The sequence below is a fragment of the Halomonas sp. AOP7-B1-5 genome (assembly GCF_052353045.1).
Lineage (GTDB): Bacteria > Pseudomonadota > Gammaproteobacteria > Pseudomonadales > Halomonadaceae > Vreelandella > Vreelandella colorata.
The window spans coordinates 1-2,828 of the sequence record NZ_JBQTDC010000089.1; the positions used below are offsets into that span (position 1 = coordinate 1).

Consider the following 2,828-nt stretch of genomic DNA (forward strand, 5'->3'; position numbering starts at 1 on the left):
ACCCGAGCTCTGCCGACCATCGCAACGGCGCAGGGCGACAAGTGTCTTTTATTGTCGAGAACAACCGCTTACCCAATTACACTGACTGGATGAAGCACCGAGTTGATAGCCCGAAGGGCAAAGAGATTTACAGCCATCGCATGTCAGTTGTAGAGCCGGTGTTCGGCAATATTGGCACAACGAAAAGACTGAACCGCTTCAGCCTTCGAGGTAAGAAAAAGGTGCAAGGCCAGTGGCAGCTCTACTGCTTAGTGCACAATATTGAGAAGTTAGCGAATTATGGCCACTTGGTTGCGTCATGAAGGGCTATGAGCGGGATAAGTTGCGCTTAAGAGAAAAAGGCCGTCTTCAGCAAGCTTTAGCTGGCCGCTCAAGTGGCTAAATGCCGATACTAAGATTACTCAGCCATATACCCGGCTGGGTAAATGAATAAGGACAAAAGGCGGTAGAGGTGGCTCGAAATCGGGTTTTTCTACAGCCTCGTTAGGCAGTAGGAATAGTCATGGCACTATCATCAGAGCACAAGGCTTGGGCGAACATACTTCGCGAAAAGATTCCGGTTGGTGTTCGAGTCCACAATTATTGGGATGACGATGAGAGTCACAGTAATGCTATATTTTCAGGCCACATTGGCGAAGAACACTTTGCTTCGACTATAGGCCTGATGAAGGTAGAGCAGCAGAGTCATCAAGAAACTTCGGTCACAACGGAGGTGCTAATCGGGCGTAGAGGAACCGACCAGTGGCTCGGAAATCTAGCCTCCACTGTTGCCTTCTTCGCTCTGAAAGACGGTTGGAGAATCGCTCCCGGAATTATTTTTGAGCGGATACTGGAGCTATATGACCCAAATACATCGTTACCCCATTTGATGTTTGTCCCGATTTTTCAGTGGGACGATATGAACAGGGTAACCGTAGGGAAACAGACAATTTTTCCGCTTCTCGCTGTTCCAATCTCTGAGGAAGAGTTGCAACTCGTAGCGAAGAGAGGATCTCAGACATTAGAAAACCGTTGGGAGGCACTCAAAACAGATGTCTTCGATTGGTCACGGGAGAGCGTCGCATGAGGCCTAACCGAACGGTTAACCTGACGCCAAAAGTGTGCCGCTTTTGGTTACCTCAGTGTTATGTTTCAAGCGCTAGCCTATGGCGCTGAGGATAGATAGGTTTGTGTGGGGTCTAGCATGCTGCTTATGTGTTGTAGCTACAGTCTTCCTGTTTGTTCCTGCTTTAGCCAATTTTTATTTTGCATACGGCCGCTACTTTATTTATGTGGCTTTTATTGTCGGCTTGGTGGCAATAGTATTAACGTGGTATCGCTCACACAGGCTACAAGGTTGGCGTAACCACGTAATAGCGGCAATTAAAACAGTTGTTCTTGTGATCGTGTTTTCTGTAGCTTGTATAATATTGATTGTTTCGCATAGTGGTATTTAGACATGAAACTTAACAAGTTGCTAAAACATCGTTTCGGGCCAAAAAATCGGACCTCAAATGGACTCGCTATCGCTCGCTGTTTAGCAAAGCGTTATTAATAAGAGACACGGAAAATGAGCAAATCTGTATGGCATATTTCAATAATCGCAGTGGTTCATTTCGCGCTCTTTATGACAATGTTTCTCCTGAGCTTCGGCCATGGAATGGAGCGATTTGAAACTGGCGATGAAATTTCACAAATAGAAAGCGTATTGCACATGACTTTCCTTGTGCTGGCTTTCCCCTTGATTACTTTGACTTCATATCTGAAAAGCATGAGCTTTCCCGGTCTTTGGAGTTACGTGCCAATACTGGCTAACAGTTTCTTATGGGGATTCGCGCTTTCTAAGGGTATTCAAAAAATAGCAAAAATGGGAAAATCATAACAAAAACAAACCGCGGAGCGACTTTTTCGCTGGCACTACAAGTTGCCTGCTGCTGACGTTATGTGGTTTAAGGTGTTCCGTATGGCATTCAGTGAATCAGAAAAGGCCGAACTGCTGGAGGTAAAAGGCGTTGGGCCTATGGTAGTCAAGCGCTTCGAAGAAATAGGAATAGATTCATTTTCCGAGCTGGCGAATTATGAGCCAAAAGAAATAGCCGAACTGGTAGCGTCGATGCTAAGAACTACATGCTGGAAGAATAGCCCCCAAGCATTATCGGCAGTGGAATCTGCTATAAAAAGGGCTCGGCAAGGCCTGTAGTGGCTTACGCTCACATAACAAGAACGCTACGGAAAACTTACTTGCTAGCGCTCCTCAATTTCTGCAGAGCGCGGCATTACACCTCTATAGGAATAATCATTGAGCGATAATTGGACGGAAGAAGAGCTGAAAGGGGCAGTGGAAGCATATGTTCAGATGCATTTTGACCAAGCCAATGGAATTTCCTTCGTTAAAAAGCAAATCTATTCTCAACTTGCTGAACGTTTTGGACGTACTGAGAAGTCTTTCGAATATCGAATGCAAAATATCTCGTATGTCTACTCGCTTATGGGACGCGAGTGGGTTTCAGGGCTAAAGCCAGCTAAAAATGTTGGTTCTAATAACGCGGCTGTAATCGAAAAGCTCATATCAGAAGCCGAAGGTCAAAATTTTCCTAAGGTTGCCGAGTTCGAAACGCAGGTTATATCGTATAAGTCAAAGGAAAGCCTTAGCAAACCAGACGGCATCAAAGAGCCAGAAAAAATATATACACAAGTCACAAACTACAGCAGAGATCCAAAGGTTAAAGCATGGGTCCTTAAGGAAGCGGCTGGTATATGTGAGAGCTGCGGTTCCGATGCACCATTCACAACAGCTGAAGGTGAACCTTTTCTTGAAGTTCATCATCTTCGTCGCCTTGCAGACGGTG

5 protein-coding genes are annotated in these 2,828 nt (G+C 45.5%); all 5 read left to right on the forward strand.

All coding sequences use genetic code 11. The features are described 5' to 3' along the window. The coding region (locus ACT3XD_RS19390; RefSeq protein WP_444280689.1) for a transposase at positions 1–302 on the forward strand (302 nt) is incomplete at its 5' end. A 200-nt stretch (positions 303–502) separates the two neighbouring features. Further along, positions 503–1,066 (forward strand): suppressor of fused domain protein, encoded by a 564-nt coding sequence (locus ACT3XD_RS19395; protein WP_192539921.1) that lies wholly within the window; start codon positions 503–505, stop codon positions 1,064–1,066. A 483-nt stretch (positions 1,067–1,549) separates the two neighbouring features. Then, positions 1,550–1,861, forward strand: coding sequence for a hypothetical protein (locus tag ACT3XD_RS19400; protein WP_192539920.1), 312 nt, complete (start codon positions 1,550–1,552; stop codon positions 1,859–1,861). A gap of 81 nt (positions 1,862–1,942) precedes the next feature. Next, positions 1,943–2,179, forward strand: a complete 237-nt coding sequence (locus tag ACT3XD_RS19405; RefSeq protein ID WP_192539919.1) for a helix-hairpin-helix domain-containing protein — start codon at positions 1,943–1,945, stop codon at positions 2,177–2,179. 99 nt (positions 2,180–2,278) lie between these two features. Next, a partial coding sequence (locus tag ACT3XD_RS19410) for an HNH endonuclease (RefSeq protein WP_444280690.1) occupies positions 2,279–2,828 on the forward strand: 550 nt, incomplete at its 3' end.